Here is a 23,670-nt window from a genome sequence, read left to right as displayed (position 1 = left end):
AAGAGAAAGGACAAGGTATGAGTGATAATCGGAAAGAAATCATTGTTAAAGAAATTCAGTATTGGAAAGAAACGAAGCTGTTACCAGAACAATATTGCAATTTTTTATTAGCTTTATATACAGAAGGTGAACAAATTAACGGAAAGAAAGTTGGAAAAAGAAGCATCAAGAAGAAGTTTTTACTCGCTTATACTCCATTGCTACTGGTTCCATTTGGTATATTTATATATTTTACTGAATTATCTTTCTTTTTGCAAACGACTCTTTATGCTTTATTGCTATTATTTGGATTTGGTGCTAGTTTTTATTTTTTTAGAAAAGCGACTGACTTTATCATTCCAATGATTTCTACTGCCCTCATCGCTTTGTTATGCTCTGTAGATCTAGCCACATATTTTTTTCCTAATAATCATGTAAGCCTTTATGTAATCATTACTTTGAACTGTATCGTTTGGTTTATCATTGGCAAAAAGGCAAAGTTATTGTACTTTAGCATTTCTTCCATTTTAGGGCTGCTATTACTAATTGGATCTATATTTATATAATGATTATTTATTGTAAAATTTAAAATGTTAGGAAAATGATTTAACTCCTTATATAATAGTTATGAAAGCGATTTCATTATTAGGTATGAGGAGGAGAAAAACGTGAATTTTGATTTAACATCAGAACAAAGCATGATCCTTCGAACAATAAGAGAATTTGCTAATGAAGAGGTTGCACCTGGTGCGCTCGAAAGAGACATTCATAAGCAGTTCCCACATGAAGTGTTTCAAAAGCTAACTGAATTAGGCTTAATGGGGCTTCCATTTCCAGAAGAATACGGTGGTGGGGGAGCAGATACAATAAGCTTTGCCATAGTCACAGAGGAGCTAAGTAGAGCCTGTGCCTCTACAGGAATTACGTACTCAGCCCATATATCGCTAGGCGGTGTACCACTTCATTTGTTTGGTACGGAAGAACAAAAGAGAAAATATTTAATTCCGATTTGTACAGGTGAATCTTTTGGGGCCTTTGGACTTACCGAACCTAATGCAGGTTCCGATGCGGGTGGTACTAAGACGAGAGCGGTTGAAAAAGATGGGACGTTTGTTATAAATGGTAATAAATGTTATATTACAAATGCAAGCTACGCCAAGCATCTAGCTATTACCGCAGTTACTGGGGAACAAAATGGAAAAAAAGAAATTAGTGCTATTATGATTCCAACGAATTCCCCTGGTTTTCAAGTCATCAGTAATTATGAGAAAATGGGGCTTCATGCCTCCAATACAACCGAGTTAGTATTAGAAGATGTTCAAGTACCATCTGAGAATTTACTAGGAAAGCGTGGAGAGGGGTTTAAACAATTCTTAATCACTCTTGATGGGGGAAGAATTGGAATAGGTGCAATGGCAGTAGGCATTGCTCAGGCAGCTTACGAAAAGGCATTGAGCTATGCAAAGCAAAGGCAGCAATTTGGAAAATCGTTGTCCCATTTTCAGGCGATACAATTCAAGCTTGCAGACATGGCCATGAAGATTGAACTTGCAAGAAATATGGTTTATAAAGCGGCTTGGTTAAAAGATCAGGGGCGTTCCTTTACAAAAGAAGCTTCCATGTGTAAGCTTTACGCTTCAGAAATTTGTATGGAGGTTACTGATCAGGCAGTACAAATACACGGGGGTTACGGGTATATGAAGGATTATCATGTGGAACGATATATGCGTGATGGAAAGTTAACAGAAATTGGTGAAGGTACTTCAGAAATTCAACGCATGGTAATTGCAAGAGAAATAGGTTGTTAACTTTTCTTCGTTTATGACAGACCTCACAAAAACCTAGTGAGGTTTTGTCTAAAATGAGAACATAATGTGACAAAGTTTACTTTAGTACTTTTCCTTCTGCCCATTTTCAAGTAAAATAGATATTGTTTGCATTCTATATTTAAATAGTTTTTGATGTACTTACATAAGGGAGGGAAAAGCATGAATCGCAATCCGGTTATTCCATTCGTCTTAATCATGGTTCTTGGTATTGCTGCGATGTTCCTTTTTTCGTTTAAAGGCTTAGGTGACAGTAAGGAACTAGCTGCAGAACAAGAAGGCGGTGGTGAACAGGCAGAAGAGGTTTCAAACAATCCTGAAGATATTTATAAGTCTGCGGGCTGTATTGGATGTCACGGGGATTCATACCAAGGGGGCGTAGGTCCAGCTTTAACAGGTGTTGGTGACAAACTGTCTAAAGAAGAAATTGAAGACATTCTTGTAAACGGAAAAGGCTCAATGCCATCAGGACTCGTTACTGCTGAGAATGCAGGAGCAATGGCTGATTGGTTAATGGAGCTTAAATAAGTAAGCGTTTTAAGTCCTTTGCATATGTAAAGGACTTTTTTTATACTGTATGTAATCAAATAAAGAGTTGGTGTTTGTAAATGAATGTAGAAAGATTATCGAAAAGACTAAGCACTGTTGCTGATTTTATTCCAGAGGGTGCGAAACTAGCTGATATAGGTTCAGATCACGCTTATCTTCCTTGTCATGTGGTAAGAGCTGGAAAAGTACCTTTTGCAATAGCAGGTGAAGTGGTTGAAGGACCTTTTCAATCTGCGAGGAAACAAGTAGAAATGGAAGGATTAACGAAACAAATTGAGGTGCGAAAAGGAAATGGTCTTGAAGTTATAGGCAAAGGTGAAGTAGAGTGCATTACCATTGCCGGAATGGGTGGTGCCCTGATTGCTAGTATCCTTGAAGAAGGAAAGGAAAAGCTTGAGGGTGTGAAGCGGCTTGTTCTTCAACCGAATATTAGCGCTATTTCAATACGATTGTGGCTCTTAGAAAATGGGTGGAGTCTCATAAACGAAGCTATTTTAGAGGAGGATGGAAAGATTTATGAAATCTTAGTTGCAGAAAGAGGGAATTCCGAATCGGTTTATTCTGAGAACATCGAAAATCAATTGCTTTTTGGACCATTCTTAAGTAAAGAAAAGAACGAGGCTTTTATTCAAAAGTGGACGGCTGAATGGAACAATTGGGAACGTATTTTAAAACAGATGAGCCAGTCTAGCCAAATAGAAAAGAAAACGGAAATACAGAAGAAAATTTCAATGGTAAAGGAGGTTTTGGGTCAGTGAAAACCGTAAATGGACATGAAGTTATTAGTCTATTTGAACAATTTTCACCAAAGAACCTTGCATTAGAAGGAGATAAGATTGGTTTGCAAATTGGCAGACTAAACAAAAAAGTTTCAAATGTAATGATCGCACTCGATGTACTAGAAGAGGTAGTGGATGAAGCGATACATAATAATGTTGAATTGATCATTGCTCATCATCCACTCATTTATCGTCCTTTACAGAAGCTCGTGACAGATACAGCAACAGGTCGAATGATTGAAAAGTTAATCAAACATGATATCGCTGTATATGCAGCTCACACGAATCTGGACGTTGCAGAAGGCGGAGTAAATGATTTGCTGGCAGACGCCTTGAAATTATCAAACACAGAGGTTCTTGTTCCAACCTACGATTCTGAATTACTTAAACTCGTTGTCTATGTACCAATTGGGTATGAGGAAGCGATAAAAAATGCATTAGGCAATGCGGGGGCAGGTTCAATAGGCCAATATTCTCACTGTTCCTTTACATCTGAAGGAAAAGGAGAGTTTATCCCTTTAGAAGGGGCAAATCCTACTTATGGAGCGATAGGAAAAGTGGAGCAAGTGGAGGAAGCAAGAATAGAGACCGTGTTTCCTGCTCATTTAGAAAAGAAGGTACTATCGGCAATGATGAAAGCACATCCATACGAAGAAGTAGCGTATGATGTTTACCGACTAAAAAATCAAGCAAAGTCACTAGGTTTGGGTAAGATAGGGACCGTCCAAGAAACAACTCTCCGCGAATTCGCAAAATTTGTTAAAGTGGCCCTAGATGTGCCTGCCGTTCGAGTCGTTGGGGACTTAGATTCTAAGGTGAAAAAGGTTGCAGTGCTTGGTGGGGACGGGAATAAGTATATTCAAGCTGCCAGCTTCAAGGGGGCTGATGTATATATAACGGGTGATATGTATTATCACGTTGCACATGATGCTATGATGCTAGGATTAAATATTATAGACCCAGGTCACAATGTAGAAAAAGTGATGAAACAGGGAGTCGCAAACAAGCTTACGGAAATGTGTAAACAAAAAAAATATGAAGTAAATATTTTCGCTTCAACCATTCATACGGACCCTTTTCAATTTATATAAGCCACAAAAAAGCCACGACATCGGTTGGGGAGATCAGGTAGCACCCGAGCTGATAAATAGACGGAGAAATTCCGGTTAATTAGTAATTCTTTTAAAAAAAGGCATAAATAGGCGGAGAGATTCCGCCTATTGGCTTGAAAAATTCAAAAATAGGCGATTTTACTTTGCATAAGCGGAAAAACTCCACTTATTTCCCCAAAAACGAGGCTCCATTTTGCATCTAACCGGAATTCTCCGCTTATTCTCTTTTGCTAGTTACTCGATTAAGGACAAAACATCTTAGGTGTGAGTTTATCTCAAAAATCAAAGAAAACCTCATTTTGATGCATTACGGTGAACCGTATCACAGGTAATAAATAAACTCGCCAATTTTACTATGGCGAGTTTTACTTTTTTATAGGCTGTCATTTCGGTACGTATTTTAAGAAAAGCACTTCAAAACGGAACTCTTTAACATTTTTTCGTGGCTTTTTAGATGAAACTAATTTTTTACTTTAGGTAATATTTTGTGAAGTGGTACCTTTTTCTCTAAGGTCCATGTAGCTTCATCAATAGGATTAAATTGTTCGATAAAGGCAATGACTTCTTTTGTGATAGGAGTAGGGGTCGATGCACCAGAGGTTACCCCTACGGTGCGTGCATCTTTAATCCAATCGATGTTTAATTCTGATATATCACTAATCCGATAAGCCTTCGTACCTGCAATTTCTTCGGAAACTTGCGCCAAACGATTGGAGTTATTACTTTTTGGATCACCAACAACGATTACGACATCCGCTTCACCTGCTTGTTCGGCAACGGCTTCTTGTCGTACTTGGGTAGCCATACAGATTTCCTTATGAAATTCTGCATGTGGATATTTATTTTCAATTTTCTCCATAATATGGCCAACATCCCACTGACTCATTGTTGTTTGATTCGTGACAAGTATCTTGTCAGCATGAATGTCTAATGATTCAACATCTGCTTCTGTTTCTACAAGATGAACGATCTCAGGAGCCACTCCAATCGCTCCTTCAGGTTCTGGATGCCCTTTTTTACCAATATATATCACTTGGTAACCTTCATCCTTTTTGGCTTCAATCAGCTGATGGGTGCTTGTTACGTCTGGACAAGTAGCATCGATTGTAACAAGTCCTTTGTTCTTCGCTAACTCTCTCACTTCTGGAGAAATACCATGGGCAGTAAATATAACAGTCCCTTTATCTACTTGCTCTAATATTTGTTTTCGATTAGGGCCGTCTAGCGTAATAATCCCTTCTTCAGCAAAAGCATCCGTAACGTGTTTGTTGTGTACAATCATTCCTAATATATATATGGGCCGTGGCAGTGATTTATCAAGTGCTGCATTTCTTGCGATGACCATCGCATCAACAACACCGTAGCAATAGCCACGGGGCGATATTTTTATAACTTTCATTGAATTGGATCTCCCCTTTAAGCATGCTTATTCTATCATTATATATAAAGTGTGATGATTATACAAAGAAGAGAAAAAGGAATATGCTACGCGCATATTCCTTTAGACATATATTTTAGGTACTGATTTTCCTTGTAATCTTTTTGGTACGATCTCTTCAATCTCGACCGAATGTGTATCGTTTTCAGTACTCACTGGGTTCGTACGTTTTCGTTTTGTTTCCGGTTTTGGCTCAGTGACGGTGGACTCTACGCCTCCATCATCCTTATTAGTTTCCTCATCCGTACTTGCAGCATTTAAACCACGGTACAGTTTCCACATGGCTGGTAAGTTTTTAACAATGGGACCATATTGCTGTACCATCGGTCCGATTTGCTGTGCAGTGTTTAATACCCGTTGTGTATTATTCAAAAACCCTGTAATTGCTGTGGGGTCTGTTAGTGATTTTAATAGCCCTCCACCGGCAGCTGGTGCAGCAGAGCGAGAAGCATTGCCAAACATTTGCATACCGGCTTGGGAGCCTTGAGATTTTCCTTTACCAAGTAATTTAGCAAGTAAACCTCCGCCGCTATTTCTTGCACCCCCCCTCATTCCTCTTGGAGCATTTCCCCCCATAGGGACTCTGTTCATTCCCATATTGCCCATTCTTGCTGGGGGCATCATTGGTCTCATTTGATTTCGTCCAAATCCAAGCATAGGTTGAGGCATTCCTCCGCGCATAGGAAACGGTTGTCTTGGTGGCATACGAACACCCTCCTTTCATAATTTTCCCTCTTATACCCTATGCAACAGATGGATATTTGGTCTAGGTGAATGAAGATAAGTTATGAACTGGTTTGAAAATACTGTAATTCGTAAAACATAATCATATGGGAAGTGAACTGTAGGTGGCACTTTAGGAAGAACTTTATTATAATTACATGATGGGTATGGACATCCTTACCAAAACTGAAGGAGCTTTAATAATGACGAAAACAAAATTTTCAACGTATCAACTTAAACCATTTATAAACAAGGCGATCGAAGCCATTGGATTTTATGAACCAACTGAAATTCAGGAAAGATTGATTCCAACGGTATTAAAAGGTGACAGTGCAATTGGGCAATCTCAAACAGGGACTGGGAAAACACATTCTTATGTATTACCAGTACTTCATAAAATAAATCCTAATAAGCAAGAGGTACAAGCTGTAATCACGGCCCCAACAAGAGAGCTGGCCACACAAATACACCAAGAAGTATTAAAGGTAACTGAGCATGCGAATGAGGGTGAAGAAATCACTAGTCGTCTGTTTATCGGGGGCACAGATAAAGTTCGTGCCATTGAAAAATTAAAAACTCAACCACATATCGTAGTTGGGACTCCTGGACGAATCAATGATTTAGTAAAGGAACAAGCCCTGTTTGTACATACAGCAAGTATGTTTATAGTCGATGAAGCCGATTTAATGCTCGATATGGGCTTTTTAGAAGATGTTGACCAAATTGGTGCTAGAATGCCAGAAAAGCTTCAAATGCTTGTTTTTTCAGCCACCATTCCTGAAAAGCTAAAACCTTTTCTAAAGAAGTATATGGAAAACCCTAAGTATATTCATATTGAGCCAAAGCAGTTAACAGCAGCAAAGATTGAACATATTCTCCTTCCGTCAAGACATCGTGAAAAGTCAACACTTGTGTATGAGGCGTTAAAGCTGTATAACCCTTATTTAGCAATTGTCTTTACGAATACAAAGAAAAAAGCCGAGGAAGTTGCCACAGCACTTACTCATAGAGGATTAAAGGTTGGAAGAATTCATGGAGATTTAAGTCCGCGTGAACGGAAGCGGATGATGAAGCAAATTACGGATTTAGAATTTCAATATATTGTGGCTACTGATTTAGCTGCAAGAGGTATTGACATTCCTGGGATTAGTCATGTGATTAACTATGAACTTCCAACGGACTTAGATTTTTATGTACACCGCGTCGGTAGAACAGCAAGAGCAGGGAATTCAGGAATAGCACTCACTATTTATGAACCGTCTGATGAGGATGCATTAAATAGGCTGGAAAAACTGGGGATTGAATTTAAGCATATCGATATTAAAAAAGGTGAACTCTCGGAGCTTGAAGATCGTAACAGACGTAAAAAGAGAACAAAGCAGTCTGATGAGGTAGATAAGCTGGCGAAGTCCTTTGTTAAAAAACCAGCAAAGGTGAAGCCAGGCTATAAGAAGAAGATGCAGTTTGAAATGGATAAAATTAAGAAAAGACAGAACCGATTGAAAAAGAAATAACAGGTGGGAGAGTGTGAAAATGCTAAAATTAGGTTCACATGTTTCAATGAGTGGGAAAGGTATGTTGTTAGCATCTAGTGAAGAAGCGGTCTCATATGGTGCGAATACTTTCATGATCTACACAGGGGCTCCTCAAAATACTAGAAGAAAAAAAATTGAGGATTTAAATATTGAAGCTGGTCAAAAACATATGGAGTTAAATGGGATCAACTTAGAAGATATTGTTGTTCATGCTCCATATATTATTAATATTGGAAATACAACGAACCCAGATACCTTTGATCTAGGAGTACGATTTTTAAAATCAGAAATTGAACGGACAGAGGCAATCGGTGCAAGGCAAATTGTTCTGCATCCAGGAGCCCATGTAGGTGCAGGGGAAGAGGCGGGAATCAAAAAGATCATCGAGGGGCTTAATGAGGTTCTTACAGGAAATGAGCAGCTTCAGATTGCTTTAGAAACTATGGCTGGCAAAGGGTCTGAATGTGGAAAAAACTTCGAAGAATTGGCGATGATTATCGACGGTGTCAAACATAATGAAAAGCTTTCTATTTGTTTTGACACATGTCACATTCACGATTCGGGGTATAACATTGTTGAGGATTTTGATGGAGTTCTTAATGAGTTTGATAAAATCATTGGAATTGATCGGTTAAAGGTCCTTCATATTAACGATAGCAAAAATGATCGTGGGTCAAGAAAAGATAGACATGAAAATATTGGATATGGAAAGATTGGTTTTGATTCACTATCCTATATCGTGCATCATCCACAGCTAATGAGTATCCCAAAAATCCTTGAAACACCGTTTGTTGGGGAAGATAAGAATAATAAAAAAGCACCGTACAAACAAGAAATTGAAATGTTAACTTCAAAGACGTTTAACGGAAACTTACTCGAACATATTATGGCATAGAAATGAGAAGGCCCATTAATAAATGGGCCTCTGTTTCATTATTTTGTGAATTGTGTAACCAACTGACTTACGGCTTTTGCAGTCGCTGGGCTCGTTAATCTTTCAATTTCTTTTAACAGTTTTGCTCTTTCAGACTTATTAAAAATATCTACCTGTCGTCCCCTAAGATAAGATGAAATTTGTTTTGCCTCATTCACGCTAATGGCAACCCCAAATTGCTTGGCGTATTTTAGTAACTCTTCTGTCGTGATTGTGTTTATTTTTTGATTAACAATGGATTGAAATATACTCACGAATTCACCACTCCCTGATGTTAATCTATGTGGTTATTAAATAAAAGGTGTAAACAAAGGGGGAGAAGTACATTCTTTACATCATTTCATTTCTCATGTATACTTCTTTGTGTAAATCGGAATCATTCTGATAATAATAGGTGGTTAAAATGGAAGATATAATAAAGGTAAATAAATTGACATATAAGTACGAAAAGGAAAATGTCCTTGAAGATATTCATTTTTCGGTACCGCGTGGAGCATTTTTAGGACTTGTTGGGCCTAACGGATCAGGAAAGTCTACTTTACTTAAAATTATTTTAGGCTTATTAAAGCTTCAAAAGGGAGAAGTCGAGTTATTTGGAACAGCAATAGAGCAGTTTAAAGATTGGCATCGAATCGGCTTTGTTTCTCAGAAAGCAAATTCTTTTAACTCGGGATTCCCTGCAACAGTTTACGAAGTTGTATCAAGTGGTTTAACAAAAAAAGTGGGATTGTTTAAAAGGCATAAGGATGCGGATAAGGAGAAGATACGAGCAGCGATTGATTCTGTGGGATTAACTGAAAAAATAGGAAGCAATATCGGTGAGTTATCAGGTGGACAACAACAAAGAGTTTTTATCGCTCGAGCATTAGTAAGTGATCCAGACTTACTTATCTTAGATGAGCCAACAGTTGGTGTTGATGCAAAGAATGTCCAATCGTTCTATGAGATGCTTACAGAGCTTAATCAGGATCGAGGAATAACCTTAATTTTAGTCACTCATGATATCGGTACGATTACAGATAAAGTGACCCATGTTGCTTGTTTGAATAAGCATATGCACTTTCATGGAGACACGGAGGAGTTTGAGAAGCAAAATATGTCTGACCTGTATGGCCATGATGTTCAAGTTCTTATGCATCAACATGACCATCACCATCATCATGTTCATCATCACGGAGGGGAAAACCGGTGATTGAAGCAATATTTAAATACGAATTTTTACAAAATGCATTTCTCACAGGTGCGATCATTGGTATTATAGCACCTTTACTCGGAGTCTATATTGTTGTAAGAAGGCTCTCTTTAATAGCGGATGCTTTAAGTCATGTGACTTTAGCCGGAATTGCGGCAAGCTTGCTTCTTGAAAAAAGGCTTTTGCTCACTACGGGCTTAAATCCCATCTATTTAGGAATGACATTTTCTGTAGTAGGTTCTTTGTTTATTGAAAAGCTTAGATCTGTATATAAACATTATCAGGAGCTGGCTATTCCTATTATTTTATCTAGCGGTATTGGCTTAGGCGTTATTTTTATTTCATTAGCAGATGGATTTAATACTGATTTATATAGTTATTTATTCGGTAGCGTTAGTGCTGTAAGTCGAACAGATTTAATTATTATTATCATTATCAGTGTGATTGTTGTGGCATTTATTACGCTTTTATATAAGGAATTATTTCTTTTATCATTTGACGAAGAACACGCAAAAGCCTCAGGTATAGCTGTGAAATCCCTACATTTCTTTTTCATTGTTTTAGTTGCACTAGTGATTGCCGCTTCAATGAGAATTGTTGGAATTTTATTGGTATCTTCTCTCATGACACTCCCTGTTGCTGCAAGTATCCGGATTGCAAAAGGATTTAAACAAACAATCCTTCTTTCTACCATTTTCGGAGAAGTTTCTGTTCTTGGCGGGCTGACAATTTCCTACTATCTCAATTTGGCCCCAGGGGGAACCATTGTAGTTATTGCTGTATTGATACTCATTCTTGTTATATTATTAAAGAAAATGTTCCAATGGAAACATGAGGTGAGAGTATGAATGTCACGGAAGCTCTTGAGTTATTAAAAAATAAAGGCTATAAGCATACAGGGAAAAGAGAAGAAATGCTTGGTCTTTTTGCAAATAGCAATAAATACTTAACAGCTAAGGACGTGCTTGACCGGATGAAGGATCATTATCCAGGGTTAAGCTTTGATACAATTTATCGCAATCTTTCTTTATTCGTAGACCTGGGTATTTTTGAAATGACTGAATTATCAGGTGAAAAACACTTTCGTTATTCTTGTGAAAGTAAACACCATCACCATCATTTTATTTGTTTGGATTGTGGAAAAACAAAGGAAATTGATACTTGCCCCATGAATAATTTACAGGAAAGCCTAAAGGACTATGATATCTCTGGTCATAAATTTGAAATTTATGGTCGATGCCCAGAATGTACGGTTCATTGAAAACTTAACCATTGAACCATTTCTCAACCCAATGATTGGCTTCCTCCCAACTAAAAACTCTTTTTACCCCTTTGGGTAGGGAGCCTTGATTATAGGGTGTATCAAATAAAAGTACAGGAATTTTGCATTCTTGTGCAATTTCAATGGCATTTTCATACTTATCTTCAAAAAATATTTCCACCCCGTACTTTTTTGCTGTTTCTACTTTTTCATGGGATCCGATCAGTTCTAAATGATCATATCCAATCCCATGGTTAATAAACCATTCTTTTGTCACCTCTAACACATTTTCTCCACGTGCGCTGATAAAAATTAAGTCGTTATGTTTTCCCCATTTTAACAATACTTCCTTTGCACCCTTAGATAACGGGGACAAAGCGAAAATGTCCCCCTCTTTTTGTTCATACCAATCGGTAAATTCTTTTTCTGGAACATCCACTACTTTTAATAAATCATAGTCAGTTAGATCTTCGAGTGTTAGTTGTAGTTGAAAGGCTTCATTAATAAAAGGAACGATAGCTGCTGGACAGGTTATGGTGCCATCAATATCAAATCCTAATTTTCTTTTCTTCATGTAATACTTCCCCATTTCTTTATTTTCACTCAAATATAAACTAGAAATGATTAACAACATAATTGTTACGGTAATGCAAATAATAATACTGCTCCTATCAAAGGAAAGCGAGGGATCAATATGGCAGATCAAGAACGCAACAACGAAGGATCATTCGATTACCTTCGTACGAGCGAAAATGTTGGTGAAACAAATAAATACCAACCTGCAGATTATTTAGAAGAAACCTCAGCTGAAATTGCTGCGCCAACTACTTTTAATCGAGAAAGAACAAACAATCGTGTTGGTGAGACGATGAAAAGCGGTACAGGAATAGGGTTCGCTGCTTTAATCGTTTCTATCCTTTCATTGTTTGTTGCTCCAATCTTGTTTGGAGCAGTTGGGATTGTATTAGGGTTTATCGCCCGAAGACGTGGAGCAACTGGCCTTGGTAGCTGGGCTATCGGGATTGGAGCGATTTCAATCATTGTCGGTATGTTTATACTACCATTTTTTTAACCGCTACAGATAATAGAAGAGGCTCCGGCGATTACGCCAGAGCCTCTTCCCTTGATTTTAAGATTGCAGTGCTTCCTGATCACGTTTGGCTTGAAATTCTGCAGCAATTTGATCGATTTCCTTTTTAAGCTCTTCAACCATGGTGGCTTCAGGAACTTTCCGGACAATTTCCCCTTTACGGAATAAAAGACCTTCGCCTCTAGCGCCAGCTATTCCAATATCGGCTTCTCTTGCTTCACCAGGACCATTTACCGCACAGCCCAAGACGGCTACTTTAATCGGTACTTTAATTTGCTGAATGTACTCTTCAACCTCATTTGCAATGGAAATTAAATCAATTTCGATTCTTCCACAGGTCGGACAAGAAATAAGTGTTGCGGCATTTGAAGATAATCCAAATGATTTTAGTAATTCACGGGCAACTTTTACTTCTTCTACAGGGTCAGCACTAAGTGAAATTCGAACGGTGTTCCCAATACCCTTGCTTAAGATTGCTCCTAAACCAGCTGCGCTTTTTACAGTCCCTGCAAACAAGGTGCCTGATTCAGTAATCCCAAGGTGTAGAGGATAATCGAATGCTCTTGCTGCTTTATCATAAGCTTCAATAGCTAGGTTAACATCTGATGCCTTCATACTAACGATGATATCGTGAAAGTCGAGATCTTCTAAAATTTTGATATGGTGCAAGGCGCTTTCTACCATCCCATCAGCTGTTGGGTACCCATATTTTTCTAATATTCTTTTCTCTAACGAACCAGCATTGACTCCAATTCGGATTGGAATGCCCTTCTCCTTAGCTGCTTTAACAACTGCCTCCACTTTTTCACGGCGACCGATATTACCAGGATTAATACGGATTTTATCCGCACCTCCCTCAATCGCTTTTAGAGCTAGTTTGTAATCAAAGTGGATGTCTACCACTAGAGGAATATTAATTCTTTTTTTAATTTCAGAAATCGCGTTAGCTGCTCTTTCATCAGGACAAGCAACACGGACGATTTGACAACCGGCTTCTTCTAGCCTTTTTATTTCAGCAACCGTCGCCTCTACATCATGTGTTTTTGTGGTAGTCATGCTTTGAATAACAACTTCATTATTTCCACCAATGGTTAAAGGTCCGACTTTTATGGGACGAGTTTTTGTACGATGTATAATTTCACTCAACAGTGATTCTCTCCTTTTAAAAAAAAGATCTAAAGTAATCTTAGTACTTTCCTAATGAACATTGTAACAATGAACGTTAAACGTGACAAGAATCTTGACGCTGGGAAAAAGTCACCATTAATGTTAGTTGCTATCGGACTTACTGTAATCAGGAAATAGGTATAACTTTCCGGCTTGAATTTCCTCTGGTTTTTTGCCTTTATTTAATACGATAAAATCATTTACTATTTTTTCAATAGGAACGGGTAGGGCTCCTTCTAGTTGTGATTCTATGATCGACAGAACCGTATCTCCCTGCTCCACGGTTTTACTAAATGATGGAATAGCAGTCTCTTCGTTTGAATTCACTTCAGAATTTACTTCGACGGATTCTATTGTTTCATTGTGTGGTATAGTACCAATGCTTAAATCAACATATATGATATACAAAATTAGAGTAACAAGTAGAGAAACGAAGAGACGTTTCATGGGCGATTCTCCTTATTTAGTAGAGTTACTCTATTTATATGTAGTAGATAGATTAATAGTACAGATAAAAAAAGAAAAACGCGTTATATCGCGTTTTTCTTTTATTTCTTAGCTTTCTGAGGAATTTCTCGAACGGTTAAGTACAACATAATAATAGAAACAAACCAATTAATTAAGAAGCCGTTAGGAACGTTCGTTTGAAAAGCTTCCATAATCGTAAAGAAAATAGTAGGGAGAGTTACGCTATAAGCTGATAGTCTCCACAATTGTCGATAGGGTAGATTACGACTGGTAACATTCTTAATAAATAGTCCGAACAATGCAAGAATGGTAATCTCAATAAATTTTATCCCGCTTGAAAAAATATAAATGGTCAGTGCTAGGACGGGAATAATTACTGCTAATAAACCATCAACTGAATGGATCACTTCTAAGATACTGTCTTTTGTAATGGTTAGGTCTGTTAAAGTTGAATAGTCGTAGGTGTCGAGTGTTCCTCCTGCAATAAGAACAAACTCATTTTGTAGAAGGGCAAATGCATTCTGATAGCCTTCTAGATCCGTCTCACTAACTTCACCAGTAGAGTCAAAAATGATGGTGAAATCTGCATCCTCAATATAGATGGGTTCTTCTTGGTCTGCTGAGAGCTCGCCATTTTCTATTGAAAAATCAGGAAGTTCTTTATCTACTGTGTGGGCGGCTGTCTCAATTCCATTATTTATAGCTGAACTTACATAGCTAACGGTTGGAATAACAGAAACGAGAGTTAGTAAAAAGACATAAAGAATCGTTTTTCCAATACCTTGGAATCGTGTACTAGCAATGTCTTTAGGAGAGTAGAGGCTTTTAAATAATTGCTGAAATATGTTCATGAGCGTATGACACACACCTTTCTATGTAATCTTTCATATTTTATCGTGATATGGCTTTGTTGTCCAAATAAACACGATTCATTGAAAAATATGGATGTGCTTGTAACATAATTGTAACATTACTATCCTTTTGTTAAGGCATTGTAAATTTGAAGATAATTATATTTACTTTTTTCTTTACGTTACACATAATGATTAAGGGGTTTTTAAGAATAATGTCGAAAAAAGTGTAGGGGTTGAAATACTTGGAATTAAACATCCAGCAAATGATTTTTGAGTTTTTAGGTGGCCTTGGAATTTTCTTATTTGGTATCAAGTTTATGGGAGATGGCTTGCAAAAGTCGGCAGGAGATAAATTAAGAGATATTCTTGATCGATTTACAACCAATCCTTTCATGGGTGTGTTAGCGGGTATTATTGTTACAGTTCTTATCCAAAGTAGTTCTGGCACTACGGTCATTACCGTTGGATTAGTTAGTGCTGGTTTTATGACGTTGCGACAAGCAATTGGTGTCATCATGGGGGCAAACATTGGTACAACTGTTACCGCATTTATCATTGGTATTGATATCGGTGAATATGCGCTTCCAATTATTGCTCTTGGTTCAATCCTTATTTTCTTCTTTAAAAATAATAAAACAACTAGCATTGGACAAATTATTTTCGGTTTTGGTGCCTTGTTTTATGGATTAGAGTTAATGAGTGGTGGAATGAAGCCGCTAAGAAGTTTAGAGGCCTTTCACGAATTAACCGTTAATATGAGTTCTAATCCAATTTTGGGTGTTGTGATTGGAACGGTATTTACCGTTATTGTTCAAAGTTCTAGTGCAACGATTGGAATATTACAAGGCTTATATGCTGAAAATCTAATTAATATTGATGCTGCACTTCCTGTATTATTTGGTGACAATATTGGTACTACTATAACAGCAGTTTTAGCTTCTATTGGTGCATCGGTTGCCGCAAGAAGAGCAGCTGCTACACATGTGCTATTTAATCTCATCGGTACAGCCATCTTTATGGTTTTACTTGTTCCTTTTACAAAAATTATTATATCCCTTCAGGGTTCTTTAAACTTAAATGAAGAAATGACCATTGCTTTTGCCCATGGGATTTTTAATACAACTAATACGATCATTCAATTTCCCTTTATTGCTGTTCTAGCATTAATCGTGACAAAATTAATACCAGGGGACGATTCTTTAATAGATTATAAATCGAACCATTTAGATCCAAACTTTATTAAGCAATCCCCTTCCATTGCTCTCGGACAAGCAAAAGAAGAAGTACTACGAATGGGGCAGTTTGCTATTAAGGGTTTAGAAGAAACAAGCAGTTTTGTGCATTCAAAACAAACGAAACATGCAGATACTGCTTACCAATTAGAAAGTGCAATAAATAATTTAGATAGAAAGATTACTGACTATCTTGTATTACTGGCTACAAGCCCCCTATCAACAAATGATTCAGAAGAGCATACAACGCTTATGGATACGGTTCGTGATATTGAGAGAATAGGGGACCATTTCGAAAATATTGTGGAGCTTGTTGAATATCAAAATTCAAATAAAGTAAAAATTACGGACAGTGCAATGAAAGATTTAGAAGAAATGTTTGCTTTAACTATTTCTACTGTTCAAGAAGCTCTTCAATCTCTTGACCATAAAGATTTGGATGCGGCTCGTCATGTAGTTGAAAAAGAAAACCAAATTGATAAAATGGAAAGAACACTTCGTAAGCAGCATATACTTCGTTTGAATGAAGGAAAATGTTCCGGTTCTGCAGGGATTGTGTTTGTTGATATTATTAGCAATCTAGAGCGAATTGGTGACCATGCTGTAAATATTGCAGAAGCAGTTCTTGGAGTAAGACATTCTTAAAAAACAAGGGATCCTCCCTTGTTTTTTTGTACAGAGGTGACCAGATGGAACTAGTGTATTGGCTAATCATATTATTGTTTTTTCTAGTTTCTTTCGTAGGTTTGATTTATCCGATCATTCCAGGGGTATTATTTTTGGTTGGCGGTTTTATAGTTTACGGCTTATTATTCTCTTTTGAACCTTTTAATTGGTTATTTTGGAGCATTCAAAGCTTATTTGTCCTCTTATTATTTGGCGCCGATTATTTAGCAAATTTGTTTGGAGTGAAGAAATTCGGTGGCACAAAAGCAGGAATTTGGGGAAGCTCAATTGGGTTATTAGTAGGTCCCTTTATCATCCCAATACTAGGAATTATTGTGGGACCCTTTATTGGAGCGGTTATTGCAGAGCTTCTTATAAATAAAAGAGGCTTGAATGAGTCCTTAAAAGTTGGTGTCGGGTCAGTAGTTGGGTTTATTAGTAGCGTGATTACAAAAGGGCTTATTCAATTATTTATGATTGTATATTTTTTCTTAGTGGTTCTATAAAGAGAAAAGAGCTAATGAGCTCTTTTCTCTTCTAGTTTAACCCACATATTTCATGGGGGCAGTTCTGACAATCTACTTCTTGCTTTAAATAGGCTAAATTTTTTACCGTAAATTTCTGTTGATCATATGATATAACATCTAGTTCCCTAAGTTCCTTTAACATGCGCTGTATGACTTCTCTTGTTCCATACGTAAGACTTGCGAGTTCCTGGTGAGTGAGGGGTAAGTCAATTAATATTCCTTTTTCAGTCATGATTCCATAACTATTACAAAGGCGAATTAAAATACTATAAAGTCCACCTTTTTTCCCATGCATTATGAGATCCTGGCACTTCATTTGAGCTTTTAAATACCTAGTACTAAGCCAAGATGTCAATTCACTCATGACGCGAGGAGAACTCATCGCAAACTTTTCGAACTCTTCGCGTTTGATAATAAGAAATTCGCAATCTGAAATGGTCTTTGCAAAAAAGTGATAAATCGGATTTGCTTTAAATAATTGGTATTCAATAATTAATTCTTCTCCATTAAGAATTTTAATAATAAATTCTTTGCCTCTCATATGAACTCTCCCAAGAGAAAGGCTTCCCTGTAAAAGAATATAAATATGACTCACTGAATCTCTTTCATTAAATATCGTTGTACCTGCTTTAACTTTCTGTATATGTTCTTTATCTATAAATTCGTGTATGAGTAAGCTATATAATGAAACATTTATTTCAGTCATGTAATACCCGCCCTTTCCTCTCCTCTCTTTGATTTAATAAAAATACCTATAGAGTGTCAATAACGTAACGTCCTTTAAAAAGAACAACTAACAGCTGCTATGACTTAAATCATTGACATGACGCTAATATTTACATATTTGACAAATTATCGAAACATCAGAAATGGTATGATGAAAAGGAGGAATGAACATCTTGTATTGCGAATATTTCTTTCCAAAAAGGGTAATGTAAATCTGTTAGCTTAAGCTTATTATTTGAACAATGTTGCCAAGTTTGGTAATCTTAAGTTAATACCTTTAGGAATATCCAAACGTTAAAAAATGAAAGGATTTTTCTAAAGAATAAATCATTATACATATTTAGGAGGAGTTATTCATGGCATTCGAATTACCGCAATTACCTTATGCTTACGACGCTCTAGAACCACATATCGACAAGGAAACAATGAACATTCACCACTCAAAGCATCACAACACATACGTAACGAACTTAAATAATGCTTTAGCTGGAAATGAAGATTTGCTGTCAAAATCAGTTGAAGAAGTAATTGCTAATCTTGATGCAGTACCAGAAGCTGCTCGTACAGCAGTGCGTAACAATGGTGGTGGACACGCTAACCACACATTATTCTGGCAAATCTTATCTCCAAATGGTGGTGGGGAACCTACTGGTGACCTTCTAGCTGCTATCAATGCAAAGTTTGGAAATCTAGAAAGCCTTAAAGAAGAGTTCGCAAAAGCTGCTACCACTCGTTTTGGTTCTGGTTGGGCTTGGCTTTCTGTAAATAACGGAGAACTAGAAGTAACTAGCACACCAAATCAAGACTCTCCATTAATGGAAGGGAAAACACCAATCCTTGGTCTTGATGTGTGGGAGCACGCTTACTACCTAAAATTCCAAAACCGTCGTCCAGACTATATCAATACTTTCTGGAATGTTGTTAATTGGGATGAAGTTGCAAAGAGATACGCTGAAGCAAAATAAATAAACAAGTAACGACGTGGATGATTCCACGTCGTTTTTGTTTATTTTGTACATAATTAACTTGTTCTTGTTGAAAACTACCCTTAGATACGAAGGGGAGTTTCTATTCATGAGCAAAGTAAAAAAATTAATTGGTGACATCGATCTGACTAAGGATTTACTTTTACTTTTGTTAATCGGAGGTCTGTATTCCTTAAGCGTTGCTTTATCCAATACATTTGTAAATATTTATTTATGGAAACAATCCGGTGACTTTAAAGATTTAGCTATATATAACCTCTCAGTTGTTGTTCTCCAACCTTTAACATTTATCCTAGCAGGCAGATGGGCTAAAAAGATTGATCGAGTAATCGTGTTGCGTATTGGAGTCATTTTTTTAGCTGTTTTCTACTTAACCGTTTTAGCAATTGGTACCAATGCTTCTCAATTTTTAGTTGTGTTAGGAGGATTACTAGGAATTGGTTATGGTTTCTACTGGCTCGCCTTTAATGTGTTAACCTTTGAAATTACGGAGCCAGAAACAAGAGATTTCTTTAACGGCTTTTTAGGAATTCTGTCTTCTGTTGGAGGAATGATCGGTCCTATTGTGGCTGGAACAGTGATTTCCAAACTTGAGAAATTCACTGGGTATTCTGTTATCTTTGCTACATCCTTAGGGTTATTTTCCGTTGCGGTTATATTAAGTTTTTTCTTAAAGAGAAGGCCTGCGGATGGAAGATATATGTTTTTAAGGATTTTACAAGAGAGAAAAAACAATTTTAATTGGAAACAGATTACAAATGCGCATTTTGTCCAAGGAATGAGAGAAGGAACGTTTGTATTTGTCATTTCCGTATTTGTATTTATTACGACTGGAAGCGAAATGGCACTAGGAACGTTTGGATTGGTGAATTCAGGAATCGCCTTTATTGGGTACTATTTTGCATCACGCTGGATAAAAAAGCAGCATCGAAAAAAAGCCATTCTTCTCGGTGGTATCCTATTGTATTTAGCTATTTTGTTATTAGTATTTAACCTCACGTACACGAAGCTTTTAATTTACGCTTCGATTATTGCGATTGCTTATCCGATGTTATTGGTACCATATGTATCAATGACCTATGATGTAATCGGAAAAGGCTGGAATGCTGCAGAAATGAGAATTGAATATATAGTGGTCAGAGAAATCTTTCTGAATTCAGGAAGAATTGTCTCTATTCTTATCTTTTTATTGGCTGTATCGTTTTTTGATCCAAAGCAAAGTATCCCAATCCTTTTATTATTAATTGGTTCAGGGCATAGTCTCATTTATTTCTTTGTTAGAAAAATTGAATTTCATTAGTACCAACTGCCTCTCCTATTGGTTTGGAGGGGCTCTGAAATGAGGTGGAGAAATGAATCAGGAAAAGAAGAAAAAAAAGAAGAGAAAGCAGCTCCCTGTTCGGTTGAACATGCTGTTTTTTTTCGTGTTTTTACTCTTTTCCATTCTTGTACTTCGTCTTGGATTTATTCAAATTGTCTACGGAGAAGATTATCGTAGGGAGATAGAAAGAACAGAGGATGTTACCATCAATCATCCAGTACCAAGAGGTCGCATGTACGACAGGAATTTTCAAATGATTGTTGATAATGCCCCCGAAAAAGCAATCGCTTATATAAATCAAGGACACGGCCCAAAAGAAATGCTAAAGGTTGCAGAGAGATTAGCTTCAATTATTACGATGGATGTTAGTAGGATTTCCGATCGAGATAAAAGAGAGTACTGGATGATGCGTTTCCCTGCTGAGGCAGAAAATAAGGTGCAAGAAAAAGAAAGGAAAACTTTAAAGAAAGGCCTAACCACACAAGAGTGGAATAAAAAGGTTTATCAATTAACGCTAGATCGAATCACGCAACAGGATATCGAACCATTCAAAGATCATGATTTGGAGATTATATCCATATGGAAGGAATTAAGAAACAGTACGGAATTTACTCCGCAGGTGATAAAAAACAAAGATGTCTCAGATAAAGAGTTTGCAAAAGTTAGTGAAAGCTTGCAATCTCTACCGGGTATAGAAACCATTACTGATTGGGAAAGAGTATATAAGTTTAATAATACGTTGAAGACTGTCCTTGGAAAAGTGACTGACACAAAGGAAGGAATACCAAGAGATCATTTGGATTATTACGTTGCAAGAGAATATAACCGTAATGATCGTGTTGGGAAAAGTTATATTGAATATCAGTATGAGGACGTCCTTAGTGGACAAAAATCAAAAATTAAGAAGGTAACAAACAAATCTGGAGAAATAATTGAGTCAGAGACCATTTCTGAAGGTGAACAAGGCAATGACCTTATATTAAGTATTGATATGGAATTGCAACTAGCTGTCGAAAAAATAATTGAAGACGTGCTAATGAAAACGAAGAAAAACAAGGAAACCGAGTTTTTAGATCGAGCATTTGTTGTTTTAATGGATCCACGTACAGGTGAAGTTTTAACAATGGCTGGAAAGTTATTGAGTCAGACGGACGATGGAAACTTTAAAGCAGAAGACTTTTCATTAGGGAATATCACAACTTCTTACAATGTCGGTTCGACTGTAAAGGGTGCAACGATATTAACTGGTTTTCAACAGGGAGTAATTAAGCCTAGAACTGTACTAGTTGATGCGCCTATGAAAATAAAAGGAACGCCTGTGAAGAAATCTTGGCAGAATTTTGGTCCGATCGATGATGTTTATGCGTTAAGAAGATCCTCCAATGTGTATATGTTTCATACCGCAATAAAAATAGGAAATGGTCATTATGCATACGATAAACCATTAATCCTTGAACCCAATACCTTTAATATTGTTCGTGATTCGTTCGGTCAATTTGGTCTTGGAACTAGAACGGGAATTGATCTTCCTAATGAAACCATCGGTTATAAAGGAGCTAGCACAAAGCCTGGGTTTTTATTGGATTTAGTGATCGGGCAATATGATACATACACACCCATGCAGCTTGCCCAATATGTAAGTACAATCGCAAATGGGGGAAATCGGCTACAGCCAAGAATGGTAAAGGAGATAAGGCAAACGAATCTTCAAAATATATATGCTCCTGGGGCACTTGTGCGGGAACTAAAGCCAAAAATACTAAATCGAATTGATGTGAACGAGTCGAATATGAAGAGGGTACAAGAGGGCTTTCGTCAAGTCATGCAGCATCCATTAGGTACAGCATATAAAGAATTTAAGGGTGCTGCCTATTCGCCAGCTGGAAAAACGGGAACTGCACAGGCATTTTATGATGGCCCATCAAGGCATTTATATAAAGAGCCACCGGCTGTAATGAATTTGAGCCTTGTGGCGTATGCACCTTCTAACAATCCTGAGATATCGATGGCTGTTGTTGTTCCATGGGTATACACAGGGGAAAAAGGACCTTCACCAAATTTGGAAATAGGGAGAAAAGTGCTAGATACGTACTTTCATCTAAAGAAAACAAAATAATACTTTGCCCAAATTCCGACACGTTCACACACATTTCTACTTAATTTACAAAACCTTTACAAACGGTTAAAACCCCTTTAACAGTTCAGTATTATTGTATTACTTGTAGCACACAATAAAACAACCTTTATTTCTTAGGAGGAATTACCGAATGAAAAATCTCAAGAAACTCAGCCTACTTCTAATGCTTGCAGCTGTTATGTCTATTATTGCTGCTTGTGGTGGCGGAGAAGAAGCTACTGAAGAAGGTACAGAAGGTACTAACGAAACAGCTGAATTAGAAGGATCTGTAGTAATTGATGGTTCAGGTACAGTATATCCGTTCATGGTTGAAATGGCTGAACAATATATGACAAATGCTCAAGAAAATGTTTCAGTTGAAGTTGGACGTGCTGGTACTTCTGCTGGATTCAAGAAGTTCTTAGTTGAAGATGGAACAGATTTCAACGATGCTTCTCGTCAAATCAAGGAAGAAGAAACGGCGACTGCTGAAGAATTAGGAATTGAAGTTCAAGAAATGAAAGTTGCTTTAGACGGATTAACTTTTGTAATTAATAGCGACAATGACTGGGCTGAAGAGCTGACTCAAGATGAAGTAAAACAAATTTTCTTAGGTGAAAAGAAAAACTGGTCTGATATTCGCCCGGATTTCCCGAACGAGCCAATTGTAACAATGGGTCCTAACGAAAACCACGGTACTTATGAGTTTTTCTGGGAAAAAATTCTTGAAGAGCAAGATCTAGTAGAAGGTGTTAACCTTCAACAAGATTACTCTACACTTGTAGACTTGGTTTCTAAAGAAAAGAATGCTATTGCTTTCTTCGGTTATGGTTACTATGAAAACAACAAAGATAAATTAAAAGCTGTGAAAGTAGACTTTGGTAACGGTGGGGTTGAGCCTACTTTAGAAACAATCGGTGAAGGTGAAGAGTTTGCATATTCTCCATTCACACGTCCAGTTTTCACATATTTAAACGTAAATATGGCAAAAGAAAAGCCACAAGTATTAGATTATGCAATCTACACAATGGAAAATGCTCAAGAAGTTGCTAAAAATACTGGTTTCGCTCCTTTAACTGACGAGGAAGTGGAAGCAACAATCAGCACTCTTGAAGGCTTAAAATAATAAGAAGGTATTCAGAAACTAATCTGGAGTACTAAGAAGATGAGAGGGGTCATTCTCATCTTC

25 protein-coding genes are annotated in these 23,670 nt (G+C 37.2%); 17 read left to right on the top strand and 8 right to left on the bottom strand.

What is annotated here, in order from left to right; genetic code table 11:
* Window positions 1-17: 17 nt before the first annotated feature.
* The 5 genes from MKX65_RS16775 to MKX65_RS16755 all read left to right on the top strand — a co-directional run bounded on the left by MKX65_RS16775 (window position 18) and on the right by MKX65_RS16755 (window position 4,224).
* Window positions 18-545, top strand: a complete 528-nt coding sequence (locus MKX65_RS16775) for a hypothetical protein (protein ID WP_160547431.1) — start codon at window positions 18-20, stop codon at window positions 543-545.
* Window positions 546-647: 102 nt separating this feature from the next.
* Entirely contained in the window at window positions 648-1,787 is a 1,140-nt protein-coding gene (locus MKX65_RS16770) for an acyl-CoA dehydrogenase family protein (protein WP_340904659.1), read from the top strand.
* 180 nt (window positions 1,788-1,967) lie between these two features.
* Complete coding sequence (gene cccA, locus MKX65_RS16765; RefSeq protein WP_160547430.1) at window positions 1,968-2,333, top strand: cytochrome c550; 366 nt, start codon at window positions 1,968-1,970, stop codon at window positions 2,331-2,333.
* Window positions 2,334-2,413: 80 nt separating this feature from the next.
* Window positions 2,414-3,112, top strand: coding sequence for a tRNA (adenine(22)-N(1))-methyltransferase (locus MKX65_RS16760; RefSeq protein ID WP_160547429.1), 699 nt, complete (start codon window positions 2,414-2,416; stop codon window positions 3,110-3,112).
* Window positions 3,109-4,224, top strand: a complete 1,116-nt coding sequence (locus MKX65_RS16755; protein WP_340904657.1) for a Nif3-like dinuclear metal center hexameric protein — start codon at window positions 3,109-3,111, stop codon at window positions 4,222-4,224. Before MKX65_RS16760 ends, MKX65_RS16755 begins: the two co-directional genes overlap by 4 nt.
* Window positions 4,225-4,705: 481 nt before the next feature.
* Here MKX65_RS16755 and MKX65_RS16750 read toward each other — a convergent pair whose 3' ends face one another.
* Both MKX65_RS16750 and vrrA read right to left on the bottom strand, forming a co-directional pair.
* Complete coding sequence (locus tag MKX65_RS16750; RefSeq protein WP_160547428.1) at window positions 4,706-5,644, bottom strand: 4-hydroxy-3-methylbut-2-enyl diphosphate reductase; 939 nt, start codon at window positions 5,642-5,644, stop codon at window positions 4,706-4,708.
* Between the two features lie 102 nt (window positions 5,645-5,746).
* Window positions 5,747-6,388, bottom strand: coding sequence for a VrrA/YqfQ family protein (gene vrrA / locus MKX65_RS16745; protein WP_340904655.1), 642 nt, complete (start codon window positions 6,386-6,388; stop codon window positions 5,747-5,749).
* A gap of 221 nt (window positions 6,389-6,609) precedes the next feature.
* On the opposite strand from vrrA, the gene MKX65_RS16740 reads away from it, so the two are divergent.
* Both MKX65_RS16740 and MKX65_RS16735 read left to right on the top strand, forming a co-directional pair.
* Window positions 6,610-7,920 (top strand): DEAD/DEAH box helicase, encoded by a 1,311-nt coding sequence (locus MKX65_RS16740; protein ID WP_160547427.1) that lies wholly within the window; start codon window positions 6,610-6,612, stop codon window positions 7,918-7,920.
* Window positions 7,921-7,939: 19 nt separating this feature from the next.
* Window positions 7,940-8,836, top strand: a complete 897-nt coding sequence (locus MKX65_RS16735; RefSeq protein WP_160547426.1) for a deoxyribonuclease IV — start codon at window positions 7,940-7,942, stop codon at window positions 8,834-8,836.
* 38 nt (window positions 8,837-8,874) lie between these two features.
* On the opposite strand, the gene MKX65_RS16730 is transcribed toward MKX65_RS16735, so the two are convergent.
* On the bottom strand, window positions 8,875-9,129 hold the full coding sequence (locus MKX65_RS16730; RefSeq protein WP_340904652.1) for a DUF2624 domain-containing protein: 255 nt from the start codon (window positions 9,127-9,129) through the stop codon (window positions 8,875-8,877).
* Between the two features lie 149 nt (window positions 9,130-9,278).
* On the opposite strand from MKX65_RS16730, the gene MKX65_RS16725 reads away from it, so the two are divergent.
* Genes MKX65_RS16725 through MKX65_RS16715 form a run of 3 tightly spaced genes read left to right on the top strand, consistent with a single transcriptional unit; the run spans window position 9,279 to window position 11,328 of the window.
* Complete coding sequence (locus MKX65_RS16725; RefSeq protein WP_160547425.1) at window positions 9,279-10,067, top strand: metal ABC transporter ATP-binding protein; 789 nt, start codon at window positions 9,279-9,281, stop codon at window positions 10,065-10,067.
* A complete protein-coding gene (locus MKX65_RS16720) occupies window positions 10,064-10,915 on the top strand; it encodes a metal ABC transporter permease (protein WP_340904649.1) in 852 nt (283 codons plus the stop codon). The genes MKX65_RS16725 and MKX65_RS16720 overlap by 4 nt, the downstream gene beginning before the upstream one ends.
* Window positions 10,912-11,328 carry a Fur family transcriptional regulator gene (locus MKX65_RS16715; RefSeq protein WP_160547424.1) on the top strand — a complete coding sequence of 139 codons (417 nt, stop codon included), beginning with the start codon at window positions 10,912-10,914 and terminating at the stop codon, window positions 11,326-11,328. Before MKX65_RS16720 ends, MKX65_RS16715 begins: the two co-directional genes overlap by 4 nt.
* Window positions 11,329-11,332: 4 nt before the next feature.
* Here MKX65_RS16715 and MKX65_RS16710 read toward each other — a convergent pair whose 3' ends face one another.
* A complete protein-coding gene (locus MKX65_RS16710) occupies window positions 11,333-11,902 on the bottom strand; it encodes a hypothetical protein (protein ID WP_160547423.1) in 570 nt (189 codons plus the stop codon).
* Window positions 11,903-12,022: 120 nt separating this feature from the next.
* Here MKX65_RS16710 and MKX65_RS16705 point away from each other — a divergent pair, with 120 nt between their 5' ends.
* On the top strand, window positions 12,023-12,400 hold the full coding sequence (locus MKX65_RS16705) for a DUF4190 domain-containing protein (RefSeq protein WP_160547422.1): 378 nt from the start codon (window positions 12,023-12,025) through the stop codon (window positions 12,398-12,400).
* Between the two features lie 57 nt (window positions 12,401-12,457).
* On the opposite strand, the gene ispG is transcribed toward MKX65_RS16705, so the two are convergent.
* The 3 genes from ispG to MKX65_RS16690 all read right to left on the bottom strand — a co-directional run bounded on the left by ispG (window position 12,458) and on the right by MKX65_RS16690 (window position 14,904).
* On the bottom strand, window positions 12,458-13,555 hold the full coding sequence (ispG, locus tag MKX65_RS16700) for a flavodoxin-dependent (E)-4-hydroxy-3-methylbut-2-enyl-diphosphate synthase (protein WP_340906290.1): 1,098 nt from the start codon (window positions 13,553-13,555) through the stop codon (window positions 12,458-12,460).
* Between the two features lie 132 nt (window positions 13,556-13,687).
* Window positions 13,688-14,032, bottom strand: coding sequence for a hypothetical protein (locus tag MKX65_RS16695; RefSeq protein ID WP_160547421.1), 345 nt, complete (start codon window positions 14,030-14,032; stop codon window positions 13,688-13,690).
* 101 nt (window positions 14,033-14,133) lie between these two features.
* On the bottom strand, window positions 14,134-14,904 hold the full coding sequence (locus MKX65_RS16690) for a DUF1189 family protein (RefSeq protein ID WP_160547420.1): 771 nt from the start codon (window positions 14,902-14,904) through the stop codon (window positions 14,134-14,136).
* A gap of 266 nt (window positions 14,905-15,170) precedes the next feature.
* Here MKX65_RS16690 and MKX65_RS16685 point away from each other — a divergent pair, with 266 nt between their 5' ends.
* Together MKX65_RS16685 and MKX65_RS16680 are read left to right on the top strand one after the other, a co-directional pair.
* Window positions 15,171-16,784, top strand: a complete 1,614-nt coding sequence (locus MKX65_RS16685; RefSeq protein ID WP_160547475.1) for a Na/Pi cotransporter family protein — start codon at window positions 15,171-15,173, stop codon at window positions 16,782-16,784.
* Window positions 16,785-16,828: 44 nt separating this feature from the next.
* On the top strand, window positions 16,829-17,311 hold the full coding sequence (locus MKX65_RS16680; RefSeq protein WP_160547419.1) for a DUF456 domain-containing protein: 483 nt from the start codon (window positions 16,829-16,831) through the stop codon (window positions 17,309-17,311).
* A gap of 31 nt (window positions 17,312-17,342) precedes the next feature.
* On the opposite strand, the gene MKX65_RS16675 is transcribed toward MKX65_RS16680, so the two are convergent.
* The gene (locus MKX65_RS16675; RefSeq protein WP_160547418.1) at window positions 17,343-18,038 is read right to left on the bottom strand and encodes a cyclic nucleotide-binding domain-containing protein; all 696 of its coding nucleotides are present in this window, start codon (window positions 18,036-18,038) and stop codon (window positions 17,343-17,345) included.
* A 376-nt stretch (window positions 18,039-18,414) separates the two neighbouring features.
* Here MKX65_RS16675 and MKX65_RS16670 point away from each other — a divergent pair, with 376 nt between their 5' ends.
* From MKX65_RS16670 to MKX65_RS16655, 4 genes are all read left to right on the top strand, one after another.
* On the top strand, window positions 18,415-19,023 hold the full coding sequence (locus tag MKX65_RS16670; RefSeq protein WP_340904643.1) for a superoxide dismutase: 609 nt from the start codon (window positions 18,415-18,417) through the stop codon (window positions 19,021-19,023).
* A 109-nt stretch (window positions 19,024-19,132) separates the two neighbouring features.
* On the top strand, window positions 19,133-20,344 hold the full coding sequence (locus MKX65_RS16665) for an MFS transporter (protein ID WP_160547416.1): 1,212 nt from the start codon (window positions 19,133-19,135) through the stop codon (window positions 20,342-20,344).
* Between the two features lie 52 nt (window positions 20,345-20,396).
* Window positions 20,397-22,481: a peptidoglycan D,D-transpeptidase FtsI family protein gene (locus MKX65_RS16660; RefSeq protein WP_340904642.1), complete on the top strand. Its 2,085-nt coding sequence runs from the start codon at window positions 20,397-20,399 to the stop codon at window positions 22,479-22,481.
* Window positions 22,482-22,632: 151 nt separating this feature from the next.
* Window positions 22,633-23,607: a PstS family phosphate ABC transporter substrate-binding protein gene (locus tag MKX65_RS16655; RefSeq protein ID WP_340904641.1), complete on the top strand. Its 975-nt coding sequence runs from the start codon at window positions 22,633-22,635 to the stop codon at window positions 23,605-23,607.
* Window positions 23,608-23,670: the final 63 nt, after the last annotated feature.

Source organism: Robertmurraya sp. FSL R5-0851 (assembly GCF_038002965.1).
GTDB classification, from domain to species: Bacteria; Bacillota; Bacilli; order Bacillales; family Cytobacillaceae; genus Robertmurraya_A; species Robertmurraya_A beringensis.
This window is presented reverse-complemented; position numbering and strand designations above follow the sequence as displayed.

What these genes read in the sequence shown, in the direction of transcription:
- MKX65_RS16710 (WP_160547423.1), bottom strand. Translation starts at nt 11,902, where the DNA reads ATGAAGAAAAGAAAATTAGGATTTGATATTGATGGCACCATAACCTGT.
- MKX65_RS16660 (WP_340904642.1), top strand. Translation starts at nt 20,397, where the DNA reads ATGAATCAGGAAAAGAAGAAAAAAAAGAAGAGAAAGCAGCTCCCTGTT.
- vrrA (WP_340904655.1), bottom strand. Translation starts at nt 6,388, where the DNA reads ATGCCACCAAGACAACCGTTTCCTATGCGCGGAGGAATGCCTCAACCT.
- MKX65_RS16750 (WP_160547428.1), bottom strand. Translation starts at nt 5,644, where the DNA reads ATGAAAGTTATAAAAATATCGCCCCGTGGCTATTGCTACGGTGTTGTT.
- MKX65_RS16680 (WP_160547419.1), top strand. Translation starts at nt 16,829, where the DNA reads ATGGAACTAGTGTATTGGCTAATCATATTATTGTTTTTTCTAGTTTCT.
- MKX65_RS16655 (WP_340904641.1), top strand. Translation starts at nt 22,633, where the DNA reads ATGAAAAATCTCAAGAAACTCAGCCTACTTCTAATGCTTGCAGCTGTT.
- MKX65_RS16735 (WP_160547426.1), top strand. Translation starts at nt 7,940, where the DNA reads ATGCTAAAATTAGGTTCACATGTTTCAATGAGTGGGAAAGGTATGTTG.
- MKX65_RS16760 (WP_160547429.1), top strand. Translation starts at nt 2,414, where the DNA reads ATGAATGTAGAAAGATTATCGAAAAGACTAAGCACTGTTGCTGATTTT.
- MKX65_RS16725 (WP_160547425.1), top strand. Translation starts at nt 9,279, where the DNA reads ATGGAAGATATAATAAAGGTAAATAAATTGACATATAAGTACGAAAAG.
- MKX65_RS16690 (WP_160547420.1), bottom strand. Translation starts at nt 14,904, where the DNA reads ATGAACATATTTCAGCAATTATTTAAAAGCCTCTACTCTCCTAAAGAC.
- MKX65_RS16695 (WP_160547421.1), bottom strand. Translation starts at nt 14,032, where the DNA reads ATGAAACGTCTCTTCGTTTCTCTACTTGTTACTCTAATTTTGTATATC.
- MKX65_RS16775 (WP_160547431.1), top strand. Translation starts at nt 18, where the DNA reads ATGAGTGATAATCGGAAAGAAATCATTGTTAAAGAAATTCAGTATTGG.
- MKX65_RS16715 (WP_160547424.1), top strand. Translation starts at nt 10,912, where the DNA reads ATGAATGTCACGGAAGCTCTTGAGTTATTAAAAAATAAAGGCTATAAG.
- MKX65_RS16705 (WP_160547422.1), top strand. Translation starts at nt 12,023, where the DNA reads ATGGCAGATCAAGAACGCAACAACGAAGGATCATTCGATTACCTTCGT.
- MKX65_RS16740 (WP_160547427.1), top strand. Translation starts at nt 6,610, where the DNA reads ATGACGAAAACAAAATTTTCAACGTATCAACTTAAACCATTTATAAAC.
- MKX65_RS16670 (WP_340904643.1), top strand. Translation starts at nt 18,415, where the DNA reads ATGGCATTCGAATTACCGCAATTACCTTATGCTTACGACGCTCTAGAA.
- MKX65_RS16665 (WP_160547416.1), top strand. Translation starts at nt 19,133, where the DNA reads ATGAGCAAAGTAAAAAAATTAATTGGTGACATCGATCTGACTAAGGAT.
- MKX65_RS16675 (WP_160547418.1), bottom strand. Translation starts at nt 18,038, where the DNA reads ATGACTGAAATAAATGTTTCATTATATAGCTTACTCATACACGAATTT.
- MKX65_RS16685 (WP_160547475.1), top strand. Translation starts at nt 15,171, where the DNA reads ATGATTTTTGAGTTTTTAGGTGGCCTTGGAATTTTCTTATTTGGTATC.
- cccA (WP_160547430.1), top strand. Translation starts at nt 1,968, where the DNA reads ATGAATCGCAATCCGGTTATTCCATTCGTCTTAATCATGGTTCTTGGT.